Below are 12,813 nucleotides of genomic sequence, written 5' to 3'. Positions count from 1 at the left end.
GTTCAGTCAGTCGCCTAGTGCGCCTCGTCCCAGCTTTTGCCCGTCCCGATATCCACGTCGAGCGGCACCGATAGTTTCACCGCCGGTTCCGCCGCGCCGGACATGACCGTGCGGATCACCGCGCTTGCGGCTTCGACATCACCCTCGGACAATTCGAAGACCAGTTCATCGTGGACCTGCATCAGCATCCGGACCTTATCCAGTCCCGCATCGGCGAGCGCAGGCAGCATCCGCGCCATCGCCCGCTTGATGATGTCGGCGCTGGTGCCCTGGATCGGCGCGTTGATCGCGGCCCGCTCGCTGCCCTGACGTTCGGCCTGATTGGGGGATTTGATCCGCTCGAACCATGTCTTTCGGCCAAATAGCGTCTCGGTATAGCCGGTCTCGCGGACCGATTGCAGCGTCTTCGAGATATACTGGTTGATGCCGGGAAAACGTTCGAAATAGGTGTCGATCATCGCTTGCGCTTCATCCGGATCGACCTCAAGCCGCTTGGCCAGACCCCAGCGCGAAATGCCGTAGAGTATGGCGAAATTGATCGTCTTGGCACGGGCGCGGGCGTCCCGGTCTTCGGCGCCAAACAGCTCGCGCGCCGTGCGGTTATGGATATCCTCGCCATTGGCAAAGGCTTCCTTCAGCGTCTCCACATCGGCGATATGCGCCGCCAGCCGCAGTTCGATCTGGCTATAGTCGGCGGCGAGAATGACATTGCCGGGCGCGGCCACGAAAGCCTGCCTGATCTGCCGGCCGATCTCGGTGCGGATCGGGATATTCTGCAGATTCGGTTCGGTCGAGGATAGGCGCCCGGTCTGCGCGCCGCTCAGGCTGTAGGAAGTGTGCACCCGTCCGGTTTCCGGATTGATCTGCTCCTGCAGCGCATCGGTATAGGTGGATTTCAGCTTCGCCAGCTGGCGCCAGTCGACGACCTTCTGGGCGATCGGTTCGCCGTCGCCGGCCAGCCGCTCGAGCACCGTGACATCGGTCGAATATTGCCCCGACTTGCCCTTCTTGCCGCCCTTCAGGCCAAGCTTGCCGAACAGGATTTCACCAAGCTGCTTGGGACTGCCAATGGAAAAGGATTCGCCCGCCAGTTCGTGGATATCCGCTTCCAGCTTCTCCATTTCCTCGGCAAAGGTCTTGGACAATCGCGCCAGTTCCTCGCGGTCGACCAGCACGCCGGCGGCCTCCATCCCGGCGATCACCGGCACCAGCGGACGGTCGACCATCTGATAGACACGCGTCGCCCGTTCCGGGACCATCCGCAGGCGCAATATTTCCCACAGGCGCAGCGTGACATCGGCGTCCTCCGCGCCATATTCGGAAGCCTTGTCGAGCGGCACTTCGGCGAAACCGATCGCCTTCTTGCCGGTGCCGGTGAGCGATTTGAAGCTGATACATTCATGGCCGAGATGCAGCTTGCTGAGCTCGTCCATGCCATGGCCGTGCAGGCCGGCATCGAGATTGAAGCTCATCACCAATGTGTCGTCAAAAGGCGCGATCCGGATATCATGTTGCGCCAGCACACCCATGTCATATTTCAGATTCTGCCCGACTTTCAGCACCGCATCGTCCTCGAGCAGCGGCTTGAGCCGCGCCAGCGCATCCTCCAGCCCGATTTGCTGCGGCGTCTCGCCGAACATGTCGCCGCTGCCGTGGCCGAGCGGAATATAGCAGGCCTCGTTCGGACCCGTAGCCAGACAGACGCCGATGATACGGGCGGTCACGCTCTCCAGACTGTCTGTTTCCAGATCCACCGCGCAGACACCTTGCGCCGTCGCCCGCGCGATCCACTGGTCCAGCGTATCGATGTCCTGCACGCATGCATATGTGCTGCGGTCTATCGCCGGTGCGTCCGGCAATTTTGCGGCAACCGGAGTGCCGGCTTCCTCCGCCACATCGGGATTTTGCGGTTCGGCATGGCCCTCGCCACCCAGTTTGCGGAGCAGGCTGTTGAACCCGTGATCGGCCAGAAACTCGCGCAACGGTGCGTCGGGAATATCCTGGATCAGGAAGCTTTCGAGCGTATCGGGCAGCGGGCAATCGTCGCGCAGGGTCACCAGCTCGCGCGACAGTCGCGCCTGATCGGCAAATGCGAGCAGATTCTCGCGCATCTTGGATTTCTTCATTTCCGGCGCGGCGGCGAGAACGCTTTCGATATCGCCATATTCGTTGATCAATCTGGACGCCGTCTTCGGTCCGATGCCCGGTACGCCAGGAATATTGTCCGAACTGTCGCCCATCAAGCCCAGCACATCGCCAAGCTTCTCCGGACCGACGCCGAATTTCTCCTCGACCGTGGCGCGGTTCATCCTGGCGTTCTTCATCGTGTCGAGCATATCCACCCGGCTGTCGTCATGCGGCTCGATCAGCTGCATCAGATCCTTGTCCGACGAGACAATCGTGACCTTCCAGCCCTCCGCCAGCGCCGCTTTTGTATAAGAGGCGATCATGTCGTCGGCCTCGACATTCTCTTCCTCGATCAGGGGCAGAGAAAAGGCCCGCGTGGCGTCGCGGATCATCGGAAATTGCGGTTTCAGGTCCTCCGGAGCTTCCGGACGATTGGCCTTGTACTGGTCGTAGAGATCGTTGCGAAAGCTGGTGCCCGCCTTGTCCAGCACCACCGCCATATGGGTCGGGCCGTCGGCCTTGTTGAGCTCGTCGGCGAGCTTCCACAACATCGTCGTATAGCCATAGACCGCGCCGACCGGTTCGCCGCGCACATTGGTCAGCGGCGGCAGGCGGTGATAGGCGCGGAAAATATAGGCCGAGCCGTCAACAAGATAGAGGTGGTTGGGTTTGCTGTCTGTAGGGTCCGTCATGGCTGCAAGCACTAGCAGCGCCAGCCGTCCCCGTCATTTCAAATTCTGCATCAGCGGAAATTTGAATGGGCGACAAATGGTTTGAAATCCCGGGCCCGGTCATGAACGGGGCGCGGCTTGGCAATCATACCCGGTTCGAATAGCGCCACCTGGTTGCGCCCACGCCGTTTGGCGGTAAACAGCGCGGTATCCGCATTGCCCATCAGCGCTGCACGGTCCTGATGCGGCGCAATGTCCGTAACGCCGATGCTGACGGTGATCACATGGCGCATTTTGTGATGGGGTTCGAAAATCGTATTCTCGATCTCGTGCCGGATGATCTCGCCGATGATCTGCCCTTCCGATGCGCTGGTGTCGGGGAGGAAAATGCCGAACTCCTCGCCACCGATGCGGCCGACCACATCATTTGTGCGCAGGATCCGCCGGAACACACTGCCCAGCAGGATCAACGCCTCATCGCCGATCGGATGGCCGAAATTGTCGTTGATTTTCTTGAAATGGTCGACGTCGACAATCATCAGCACATTGGACTGGTTCCTGACCCGCAAGGCCTCCATTCGGCTGAAAAAACTGTCCCGGCTGAGCAGGCCGGTCAGGCCGTCGAAATTGGCACGTTGTTCAAGCGCCTTGTTTGCCTGCCGCAGATCGGTGCGCGCTTCCCTGAGGCGGTTGGTCAGCTGGACAAGTTTGAACCGCTGTTTTGACATATAGAGACCCAGCGGGATGGTGATCGCCCAGGGGATCAGAAACGCCATGTTGATCGCCGACCAGAACCGGTCGTCCATGCCAAAGAACAGCAGATAGATGATCCCGGTGAACGCAACGGACAATAATGCAGCGATCGCCGAAAGGATGGCGGTTTGTCGGACAGGCGACAAGCTGGACATTCTTGTGTTCATGAAACGGACCCATAATCAACATATATTGAGCCGCTATGCAGATGCATGGTTAACGTGATGGTCTTCATTGGCGCAAAGACTGTTCCTATCTGGGGCACGGCCGATCCGTGACAGCTGACTGACCGTGTATAAACCGGCAGAATCCTTTGGCTTTCAGTCCATTGTCGCGCATCAGCGTCCAGGCGAAACCCGTCTGCGCGCACCGGCCGGACAGGCCATCTGCCGCTTTAAATCATGCTCGTTTCGCCGATAAAAATCGTGTCACGCCTTGTGCTCCGGCACGGCTTCCCTGAAGAAGGAAGCGCCGATCCGGAGAATGCCCATGACCATACCGATTATCGCCGCCTTTGCAGGTGCCTTGCTTGTCATTTTGCAGGCAATCCTGATGCTCCCGGTCGCTATGCACCGCATTCGCAACCGCATTGCATTGGGCACGGGCGACGATCCGGTGCTGGAGCGCAAGGTCCGGCGTCACGGCAATCTCGCCGAGAATGCCGCGCTGTTCATCGTCGTGCTGGCGCTGGCGGAAATGACCGTGGTGCCCAATGATGTCGTGAGAAATATCGCAATAATCTTCCTCGCCGGCCGTATTCTGCACGCCATTGCCCTGTCGACGGTTTCCGGATCGCATGGCGCTGACACCGGCAAGATTTTTCAGGCGTTCAGAGCGATCGGGGCATTCACTACCTTTGGCGGCTTCCTCGTGCTGGGCGGTTATATCCTCGCCGGCCTATTCTAGCCATGAATGTCCAGGATGTAGGCGGGTTCAGTCCGCCCGCTGTGGTCCTCGCCCGTCCTGCCACCATTCCTGCAACCAGCCATAGGGGCGCGCCACTGCCCGGCCCTGTCGATCACGCGCCGGTTCAAAGCGAAAACGCTGTTCAATCAGCTTGCAAGTGGTGGCATCAAGGGTGGCGTGACCACTGGATTCGTGAATCCGGCAGTCGCTTGCCCGGCCATCGGCGCCGACGGTGAAATGGGCCACCACATTGCCCCGATTCCCGGATTGCCAAACGGATCGCGGTATATCCCTGCGGCTGATCGCGCCGGACAGATAGCGCGGTCCGGAAACAATACCGCCACCGCCATAGCCGTCACCCTGCCCGCCGTTGCCGGAACCTGGCCCTGGCCGGTCCGAAGCACCGGCGCTGGCTTCCTCTCCCGGTCCGGCAACCGGCGCGGCAGTCACCGGCGATTCTATCTTGAGTTTGATCTCCGGTATCGGCGCCACAATCTGGGTCGGCGCAGCCTGCAGATTTTCCGGCGAGTTTGCCTCTTGCACGGCTTCCGCCGGCTTCTCGGTGGGGGCTGGCTCCGGTGGTAGCGGCGGTGTGACATTGATGACCGTGAAACTTGCGTTCACGGTCTTTGCGACGTCCATGCCCATAGCGCTGACTAGCGCATAGCCGATCGCGACATGAATGAAGATCACGCCCGTCATGGATTTGGTGCGCTGCCGCCAGCCGGTTTCCGCCACATAGTTCATGCAGCCTATCTAGCATGGGATGCATGAATACATTCTGGCCGGCGCCGGTTCCGGTTTGGTGCCGAGCGTATTTTCTGGTATATCGGGCCTGTTTGTGACTGGCGAGATCAGGATGGCTTACCATCGGGGAGCGGACGAATCTTCAAAAGCCGATCGCCTGGGCGCCTCTCGAACTTTGGAGCAGCCCCATGACCGACGGTCCGAAACCCTTTCACATCGTCTTCCTGCTGTTTGACGGCATCACCCAGCTTGATTTCACAGGGCCAGCGCAGGTGCTTTGCCGGATTCCCGGCGCCGTCGTTCACACAGCGGTGAAAGAAATCAAGCCGATACAGACAGACAGCGGTTTCGCCATTGTCCCCTCGACCGATTTCACCGGCTGCCCGCAAGCCGACCTGCTGTGCGTGCCCGGCGGTTTCGGCACCCGGGATGTCATTCAGGACGAAGCCACGCTGCAATTCTTGCGCGATCAGGGTGCCGAAGCCCGATATGTCACCTCGGTATGCACTGGTTCGCTGGCGCTCGGCGCGGCAGGGCTGCTGGAGGGCAGGCGCGCGACCAGCCATTGGGCCTATACCGGTCTGCTGGAGAAATTCGGCGCAACACACGAAAAAGCGCGGGTGGTCAAGGATGGCAATCTCATCACCGCCGGCGGGGTAACCTCGGGCATCGACTTCGCCCTGACCGTGGTGGCGGAAATCGCCGGACAGCAATGGGCCGAATCAATCCAGCTCAGCCTCGAATATGATCCGCACCCGCCGTTCGGCAGCGGCCACCCCGACGTTGCCGATCCCGATCTGCTCGCTGCCCTGCTGGACCGCGTCTATGAAAAGGCGGCCCGGGAACTGGCCGACATTATTGATAGGCCATAGGTCCGGAATTTCCTTTTCCGCTGCGCCGCTTATCGCGTAAGCGCGATGGGGAATGAAAAGTTCCGCACCGATCGAAAGCCAAGCACCCGCTCGCATCAGCGAGCTGCGGCTCTTCCTCTTCGCGCTGTCGTCTGCGGCGGTAATCGCCAACGGCTATTATCTCCATCCCCTGATCACGCCGGTCGCCGAGGAATTCGGAGTCAGCGGCGCGACCGTCGGACTGGCGCCGGCGTTCAACCAGATCGCCCTTGCTCTGGGCATATTGCTGCTGTTGCCGCTCGGGGACCGGATCAACAACCGCATGCTGGTGACGATTTTTGTCGGCGGACAGTTTCTGGCGATGCTCGCCATGGCCCTGTCCGGCAGCTTCGTGATATTTGCCGCCGCTTCCTCGCTGCTCGGCTTTGTCACCATCGCACCCTATCTGCTGCCGGCCTATGTCACGCAGCGCGTGGCCCCGGAACGCATTGGCCATGTCACCGGAATCATGACCGCGGGCGTGACGCTTGGCATATTGGGCAGCCGGGTCGGCGGCGGCTTGCTCGGCCATTATTTCGGCTGGCGATCGGCTTATTGGGTGGGAGTGGCGTGCATGGCCCTGCTGGTGATCCTGCTGCCGCTGATCATGGAGCGCAAACGGGACGAGAAGCCTTCGGACGTCGAGCCGCCGCGCTATGGCGAGCTGCTTCGCTCGCTCTGGCCGATCATGAAATCCCTGCCGGAAGTACCGCTGGGCGGGCTGATACAGGCGCTTTCCTTCGGCCTGTTTCTGGCAATCTGGCTGGCGATCGGCCTGCACTTGCCGCGCAACGGCTATGGCGTCGATACGGTAGGCTATCTGGCGATCATTGCCATTATCAACGTCTTGGGCTCGCCGTTTGCCGGCCGGTTCGCAGACCGTATCGGCGCCGAACGCGCGCGCATCTATTTCTCGCTGGCACAGCTGGCCGGTGTCTGTGTCCTCCCCTTTGCCGGCCAGAATCTGGTCCTTCTGGTCATCGCGGTCATCTTCAACACCATTGGCGGAGCTTCGGTGGATATCTGCAGCCGGACAATCCTGTTCCAACGCGCGCCGGAGATCCGCACAAGGCTGATGACCATCTATATCGTCATCATGTTCATCGGCGGCGGCATATCCAGCTGGCTCGGCACCGCGACATATGAATATGCCGGATGGCCCGGGATCTCGGTCATGGCAATCTGCTATGCGCTGACCATCATGGGCCTGTCTCTCCGGGGCCTGCGCTTCCGCCAGGCCAGAGGCTAGATTTTCACCAGCACCTTGCCGATATTCCCGCCGCTGAACAATTTTCCATAAGCGGTCAGGACATTCTCGATTCCCCCGGTCACGTCGAACGGCGTGTCGATCAGTCCCTGGTCGAGCCAGCCTTTCAGTTCCGCCGTCAGCCGTTCGCCCTGATCGGCAAAATCGGGCGAGAAAAAGCCTTCGATGCGCAGCCGCTTCATGAGAATCTGGTCGAACTGTTCCGGCCCGCGCCCGCGCCCGTCGCCCTCATATTGGGCGAGCAGTCCGCAAAGCGCGATTCGTCCGTAGAGCGCCATATTGGGCAGCACCGCGTCGAGTATCGGCCCGCCGACATTGTCGAAATAGGCGTTTATGCCACCCTCGACCTTGGCCAGTTCGGCGGCGATATCGTCATTCTTGTAATCGATCGCCTTGGTGATGCCGAGCTCGTCTTCCAGCCAGCGGCATTTGTCGGGTCCTCCGGCCAGGCCATAGACATTGGCGCCCAATATCTTCGCAATCTGGCAAGCCAGAACGCCGGTGGAGCCGGCGGCGGCGGAGACGAGGACATTGTCGCCGGCCTTCACGCCCGCCGTTTCCTTGATCCCCCAAAGCGCGGTCCAGCCGTTGAAGCCGAGCACGCCGAAATGCTGCTTGATATCCTCGATCGTGTCATCGACCCTGACCAGCCCGGCCAGTTCCGGCTGCATCACGCTATATTCGGCCCATTGCCCGAAACCGCGGACCAGATCGCCCTCGGCAAAATCGCTATGGCGGGACGCGGCGACATGGCCAAGCACCAGCCCGACCATCTTCGTGCCGAGTTCCAGCGGCGGCTGATAACTGTCCTCGCGCTCGGTCATCCACATGCGGGTGCCCGCGTCCATCGACAGATAGGCCGCTTTGACCAGAACCTCGCCATCGGCGAGTTCCGGCATGGATTCGCTTTCCAGCGACAGTGCGCCCGAGACATCCTGCCCCTCGGGACGGCTGTTCAATTGCCAAAAACGGTTTGTGGTCATGGTCATACCCTCGCGAAGGCGGGGCCCATCTCCCGCTTGTGCGTTTAGACGCAATTTCAGGAGATGGGCTCCTGCCTGCGCCGGAACACAGGAACTGCCGCCAAATTAGAGCAAACTGCCCTGTTCGATACTATCCTTATTGGCGGGAAGGCTGAACAGCCTCCCGTCCTTGCCGAGCACAATCGGGCCGTCATAGGCAGCGTTGGCGCCTTTCATGAAATAGGCGTCAAGATAGCCGAGCGGCAGTGCCGGAACGATATGGGAGAAAACCAGCATCTTCGCCTTCCCGTCCTTCGCCGTCTCCGCCGCCTCGACCGGTGTCGTGTGATAGTCGGGAATGTCCGCCATGATCTTCACCAGCCGTTTGCGACCGGCCTTTTCAAAGGCCGTTTCCAGCGTGCCGACCATCTTGGCGTTCAGCACTTCATGGACCAGCAGATCGCAGCCGTTGCAGATATTGGCGACGACCGGCAGTTTCACTGTATCTCCGCTGAAAACGACCGAGCGGCCCTTGTAATCGAAGCGATAGCCGACCGCGGGCACGATCGGTTTATGGGCCACGGAAAAGGCGGTGATCCGGATACCGTGCTTGTCGTAGACGACCATCTGTTCCTGTCCTTCGGGAAAGGTGAAGGGCCGCGCCGCGCCGCCCGCACCGGAAGCCGGCATCGTCGCTTCGCCATGGTGGGCGATGCGATATTGCACGTCGGCGGCATAAGCCGCGTTCAGACCGTCGACGATCGCGTCGACGCCCTCCGGCGCGATTACCGGCAGCGGCGCGTCACGACCGCCACCAGCCCAGCGCTGCAGCATCAGTTCGCCCATGCCGTCGATATGATCGCTGTGGAAATGGGTGAGCAGCAGGGCTTCGGTCGCACCCGGATTGAGGCCCATCAGCCCCAGATTGCGCACCGCGCCGCCGCCGATATCGACAATGAACAGCTTGCCGTCGATGATCACCGCCGAACAGGGGCCGGCCCGGGTCGGATCGGGCAACGGCGATCCGGACCCGCAGAGCGCGACATGCAAGCCGTCCGGCAGATCGCCGATAACATCGCGCGTCACCGCCGTTTCGACCGCACCGGCAAACAGCCGCTCGCCAATCTGCTCCTGAAACAGCAGCGCAGCGCCGATTCCGAACAGCACCAGCAGCATCAGCCCCAGACCCAGCTTCTTCATCGATAATCCTCCCGTTTCGGTCAGCATTCCACCAAATTGACGGCGAGTCCACCTTGCGAGGTTTCCTTGTAGCGCTCGGACATGTCGAGACCGGTCTTGCGCATCGTCTCGATCACCTCGTCGAGACTGACCCGGTGCGTGCCATCGCCAAGTATCGACAGGCGAGCGGCCTCGATCGCCTTGACCGCACCCACCGCGTTGCGCTCGATACAGGGCACCTGCACCAGTCCGCCGACCGGATCGCAGGTCAGGCCGAGATTATGCTCCATGCCGATTTCGGCAGCATTCTCGACCTGCAGAGGTGTCCCGCCCCAGGCCGCGGTCAGGCCGGCTGCGGCCATCGAACAGGCGACGCCGACTTCCCCCTGACAACCGACTTCCGCGCCGGAAATCGAGGCATTTTCCTTGAACAGGGAGCCGATCGCCGCTGCCGTTAGCAGAAAGGTCTCCACGCCCGCTGCATCCGCCTTTGGCGCAAATCTCTCGTAGAATCGCAACACCGACGGGATGATCCCGGCGGCGCCGTTGGTCGGCGCGGTCACCACCTTGCCGCCGGCGGCATTTTCCTCGTTCACTGCCAGCGCCCACAGATTCACCCAGTCGAGAATGGTCAGCGGATCGGACAGGGCGCGTTCCTGCCGCTCCATAAGACGCGCGTGGATCAGCGGCGCCCGGCGCTTGACCCGCAGGCCACCGGGCAAGATGCCGCTCTGCATGATTCCGCGATCGATACAGGCCGACATCGCATCGGCGATGGCGCGAATGTCGGCGCTTATCTGGTCATCGGATTTTTCCGTCCGCTCGTTATCGCGCATGATATCGGCGATAGAGAGGCCCTTTTCCTCTGCGATCCGGAGCAAATCGGCGCCCGAGCAGAAGGGATGCGGCACATCCCAGAGACCGCTTTCCGGATTGTTGCTGCCGATCTGGTCCTCGTCCAGGATCGCGCCGCCGCCGACCGAATAATAAACTCGCGTATCGATAACGTGCTCGCCGGAATAGGCATTGAAGCGCATCGCATTGCTGTGAAAATCGAGCCGCTTTTTCTGGTCGAAGATGACGTCCGTCATCTCGTCAAAGGCAATCTCCCGCGAGCCGTTCAGGCTGATCTTGGCGCCGGAACGGATGTGATCAATCAATCGATCCGCAGCATCAGGTTCAATTTTGTCCGGTCTCTGACCGGAAAGGCCCAGCAGAATGGCCCGGTCGGTCGCGTGCCCCTTGCCGGTCAGCGCCAGCGAACCGAAGAGCAATGTCTCCAGCCTTGTCACCTCTCCCAGCCTGCCGGACTGGCTCAAGCGATCGACAAACATGGCAGCCGCCAGCATCGGCCCCATCGTGTGCGAACTCGACGGGCCGACGCCAATCTTGAAGAGATCAAATGTGCTGGCGACCATATATCCCGTCCCTCACCCTGTCCCCGGTGCCCGCCGGGATCCGTCTCCTGAGAAAACGCCTATATCAACGCCGATAGAGAGATGATAGCTTTTGTAACCAGCTTGCGTCGGGGCAACCGGTCGCGCGAATGGACTTGGCCATTATAAAAAAAGCAAAAAAAGGGCCGGAAGTTTCCTTCCGGCCCCTCTTGATTGATACAGCTCGCGCTGGACGGTCGGGTTTAGAAGCCCATTCCGCCCATGCCGCCGCCCATGCCGCCCATGTCGGGCATGCCGCCACCGGCTTTGTCTTCGGATGGTGTTTCAGCGACAGCCGCTTCGGTGGTGATCAGCAGACCGGCAACCGACGACGCGTCCTGCAGTGCTGCACGGACAACCTTGGTCGGATCGATGACGCCAGCTTTGACAAGGTCTTCATAGACATCGGTCGATGCGTTGAAGCCGAATTCCTTGCTCTTCTGGTCCAGCATCTTGCCGGCAACAACCGCGCCGTCAAAGCCCGCATTTTCAGCGATCTGGCGAACCGGAGCCTGCAGCGCCTTGCGAACGATGTCGATACCGCGGGTCTGGTCGTCGTTGACGCCTTCAAGACCTTTGAGCGCCGAAGTTGCATAGAGCAGAGCGGAACCGCCGCCAGGGACAATGCCTTCTTCAACGGCAGCACGGGTTGCGTGCAGCGCATCGTCGACACGGTCTTTCTTCTCTTTCACTTCGACTTCGGTAGCACCACCGACCTTGATCACGGCAACACCGCCGGCGAGTTTCGCCAGACGTTCCTGCAGCTTCTCTTTGTCATAGTCGGACGTGGTGTTTTCGATCTGCGAACGGATCGCTTCAACACGGGCCTTGATGTCGGCTTTCTTGCCAGCGCCGTCGACGATCGTGGTGTTATCCTTGTCGATCGTGACATTCTTGGCTTCACCGAGCATGTTCAGCGTAACGCTTTCCAGCTTGATGCCGAGATCTTCGGAGATCATTTCGCCCTTGGTGAGGATCGCGATATCTTCGAGCATCGCTTTGCGGCGATCACCGAAACCAGGTGCCTTGACCGCAGCGATCTTCAGGCCGCCGCGCAGCTTGTTGACCACGAGGGTCGCCAGCGCTTCGCCTTCGATATCTTCGGCAATGATCAGGAGCGGACGGCCGGCCTGGACAACAGCTTCCAGAATCGGGAGCAGTGGCTGCAGGTTGGTCAGCTTCTTTTCGTGGATCAAGATGTAGGGATTTTCGAGGTCCGCGATCATCTTGTCCGGGTTGGTGATGAAATAAGGCGACAGGTAACCGCGGTCGAACTGCATGCCTTCAACAACGTCGAGTTCAAAGTCGAGACCCTTGGCTTCTTCGACCGTGATAACGCCTTCCTTGCCGACTTTTTCCATGGCTTCGGCGATTTTCTCGCCAACTTCACGGTCGCCGTTGGCGGAGATGATGCCGACCTGGGCAATTTCTTCGCTGCCCTTGACGTCTTTCGAGCGTTTCTTGAGATCCGCAACAACGGTTTCGACAGCCTGGTCGATGCCACGCTTCAGATCCATCGGGTTCATGCCGGCCGAAACGGATTTCATGCCTTCCTTGACGATCGCCTGGGCAAGAACGGTTGCGGTGGTGGTGCCGTCGCCAGCAACATCGTTGGTTTTCGATGCGACTTCACGAAGCATCTGTGCGCCCATATTCTCGAACTTGTCTTTCAGTTCGATTTCCTTGGCAACCGAAACACCATCCTTGGTGATGCGCGGTGCGCCAAAGCTCTTGTCGAGCACAACGTTCCGGCCTTTGGGACCGAGGGTTACTTTAACGGCGTCAGCCAGCGTGTTCACACCCTTGAGGATGCGTTCGCGAGCGTCGCGACCAAATTTTACGTCTTTAGCAGCCATGATATTTTCCTCTGCTTAG

Annotated in this window: 10 protein-coding genes and 1 riboswitch; of the genes, 3 read left to right on the top strand and 7 right to left on the bottom strand. The window is 60.3% G+C overall.

Translation table 11 applies throughout. The features are described 5' to 3' along the window. Positions 1 to 14: 14 nt before the first annotated feature. Together polA and ACHZCJ_RS11345 are read right to left on the bottom strand one after the other, a co-directional pair. Positions 15 to 2,819, bottom strand: a complete 2,805-nt coding sequence (polA, locus tag ACHZCJ_RS11350; RefSeq protein ID WP_321326501.1) for a DNA polymerase I — start codon at positions 2,817 to 2,819, stop codon at positions 15 to 17. A 50-nt stretch (positions 2,820 to 2,869) separates the two neighbouring features. Next, positions 2,870 to 3,706, bottom strand: a complete 837-nt coding sequence (locus ACHZCJ_RS11345) for a GGDEF domain-containing protein (RefSeq protein ID WP_321326499.1) — start codon at positions 3,704 to 3,706, stop codon at positions 2,870 to 2,872. 334 nt (positions 3,707 to 4,040) lie between these two features. On the opposite strand from ACHZCJ_RS11345, the gene ACHZCJ_RS11340 reads away from it, so the two are divergent. Continuing rightward, positions 4,041 to 4,457 carry an MAPEG family protein gene (locus tag ACHZCJ_RS11340; RefSeq protein ID WP_159646852.1) on the top strand — a complete coding sequence of 139 codons (417 nt, stop codon included), beginning with the start codon at positions 4,041 to 4,043 and terminating at the stop codon, positions 4,455 to 4,457. Positions 4,458 to 4,484: 27 nt separating this feature from the next. On the opposite strand, the gene ACHZCJ_RS11335 is transcribed toward ACHZCJ_RS11340, so the two are convergent. Next, positions 4,485 to 5,204: a TonB family protein gene (locus tag ACHZCJ_RS11335; RefSeq protein WP_321326497.1), complete on the bottom strand. Its 720-nt coding sequence runs from the start codon at positions 5,202 to 5,204 to the stop codon at positions 4,485 to 4,487. Positions 5,205 to 5,288: 84 nt separating this feature from the next. After that, positions 5,289 to 5,374, top strand: a riboswitch (ZMP/ZTP riboswitch). A gap of 18 nt (positions 5,375 to 5,392) precedes the next feature. Between ACHZCJ_RS11335 and ACHZCJ_RS11330 the strand changes: the two genes are divergently transcribed. Continuing rightward, the gene (locus tag ACHZCJ_RS11330) at positions 5,393 to 6,076 is read left to right on the top strand and encodes a DJ-1/PfpI family protein (protein WP_321326495.1); all 684 of its coding nucleotides are present in this window, start codon (positions 5,393 to 5,395) and stop codon (positions 6,074 to 6,076) included. Positions 6,077 to 6,128: 52 nt separating this feature from the next. Continuing rightward, entirely contained in the window at positions 6,129 to 7,343 is a 1,215-nt protein-coding gene (locus tag ACHZCJ_RS11325) for an MFS transporter (protein ID WP_321326493.1), read from the top strand. Here ACHZCJ_RS11325 and ACHZCJ_RS11320 read toward each other — a convergent pair. The 4 genes from ACHZCJ_RS11320 to groL form a co-directional block, all read right to left on the bottom strand. Further along, entirely contained in the window at positions 7,340 to 8,344 is a 1,005-nt protein-coding gene (locus tag ACHZCJ_RS11320; RefSeq protein WP_159646844.1) for an NADP-dependent oxidoreductase, read from the bottom strand. The two genes, ACHZCJ_RS11325 and ACHZCJ_RS11320, sit on opposite strands and share 4 nt — an antisense overlap. Positions 8,345 to 8,449: 105 nt before the next feature. Beyond that, entirely contained in the window at positions 8,450 to 9,523 is a 1,074-nt protein-coding gene (locus tag ACHZCJ_RS11315; protein ID WP_321326491.1) for an MBL fold metallo-hydrolase, read from the bottom strand. Between the two features lie 20 nt (positions 9,524 to 9,543). Next, positions 9,544 to 10,920 (bottom strand): L-serine ammonia-lyase, encoded by a 1,377-nt coding sequence (locus tag ACHZCJ_RS11310; protein WP_321326490.1) that lies wholly within the window; start codon positions 10,918 to 10,920, stop codon positions 9,544 to 9,546. Between the two features lie 221 nt (positions 10,921 to 11,141). Next, positions 11,142 to 12,794, bottom strand: a complete 1,653-nt coding sequence (groL, locus tag ACHZCJ_RS11305) for a chaperonin GroEL (RefSeq protein WP_159646838.1) — start codon at positions 12,792 to 12,794, stop codon at positions 11,142 to 11,144. Positions 12,795 to 12,813 lie beyond the last annotated feature (19 nt).

This window comes from uncultured Parasphingorhabdus sp., assembly GCF_963677535.2.
Lineage (GTDB): Bacteria > Pseudomonadota > Alphaproteobacteria > Sphingomonadales > Sphingomonadaceae > Parasphingorhabdus.
Note: the sequence above shows the minus strand (reverse complement) of the source record. Positions and strands in the feature narration are given on the sequence as shown.

Excerpts from the sequence above, each read along its gene's own strand:
- polA (WP_321326501.1), bottom strand. The coding sequence starts at position 2,819 with ATGACGGACCCTACAGACAGCAAACCCAACCACCTCTATCTTGTTGAC.
- ACHZCJ_RS11345 (WP_321326499.1), bottom strand. The coding sequence starts at position 3,706 with ATGTCCAGCTTGTCGCCTGTCCGACAAACCGCCATCCTTTCGGCGATC.
- ACHZCJ_RS11340 (WP_159646852.1), top strand. The coding sequence starts at position 4,041 with ATGACCATACCGATTATCGCCGCCTTTGCAGGTGCCTTGCTTGTCATT.
- ACHZCJ_RS11335 (WP_321326497.1), bottom strand. The coding sequence starts at position 5,204 with ATGAACTATGTGGCGGAAACCGGCTGGCGGCAGCGCACCAAATCCATG.
- ACHZCJ_RS11330 (WP_321326495.1), top strand. The coding sequence starts at position 5,393 with ATGACCGACGGTCCGAAACCCTTTCACATCGTCTTCCTGCTGTTTGAC.
- ACHZCJ_RS11325 (WP_321326493.1), top strand. The coding sequence starts at position 6,129 with ATGAAAAGTTCCGCACCGATCGAAAGCCAAGCACCCGCTCGCATCAGC.
- ACHZCJ_RS11320 (WP_159646844.1), bottom strand. The coding sequence starts at position 8,344 with ATGACCACAAACCGTTTTTGGCAATTGAACAGCCGTCCCGAGGGGCAG.
- ACHZCJ_RS11315 (WP_321326491.1), bottom strand. The coding sequence starts at position 9,523 with ATGAAGAAGCTGGGTCTGGGGCTGATGCTGCTGGTGCTGTTCGGAATC.
- ACHZCJ_RS11310 (WP_321326490.1), bottom strand. The coding sequence starts at position 10,920 with ATGGTCGCCAGCACATTTGATCTCTTCAAGATTGGCGTCGGCCCGTCG.
- groL (WP_159646838.1), bottom strand. The coding sequence starts at position 12,794 with ATGGCTGCTAAAGACGTAAAATTTGGTCGCGACGCTCGCGAACGCATC.